Genomic DNA, 335 nt, shown 5'->3' with positions numbered 1-335 from the left:
CGATTTCGCCAACTATATTTGTCCAAGAAGGATTTTCAGAAGAACAATTCTCAGATTTTTGCCACTGAATATTTCCGCCGCTTGGGTTAATTAGGCTGTTGATTGTCAATGGATTAAATCCTGAGCAGTTTATGGTTGAGTTGGTCACAATTGAGCCTGCTGTTAAAACTGGAAAAACAGTGATGTTAATGATTTGGCTTTCGGGTGATTGGCACTTTTGGAAAACACAATGAGCGGAAATACTGAAATTATTTGCAGCGGAAATATTTATAGAATTTCCAGAAAGTCCGTTGCTCCAAACTATTTCCCCATCACAATTACTTCCCGTGATTTGG

General features: G+C 38.5%; 1 protein-coding gene. It reads right to left on the bottom strand.

Features of this window, described 5'->3' with window-relative positions:
* Positions 1-335: hypothetical protein (locus tag EGI26_RS07490; protein WP_409035358.1), on the bottom strand; the 335-nt coding region annotated here is incomplete at both ends.

The sequence above is a fragment of the Lacihabitans sp. CCS-44 genome, assembly GCF_024343735.1.
Classification (GTDB): domain Bacteria; phylum Bacteroidota; class Bacteroidia; order Cytophagales; family Spirosomataceae; genus Leadbetterella.
This window is presented reverse-complemented; position numbering and strand designations above follow the sequence as displayed.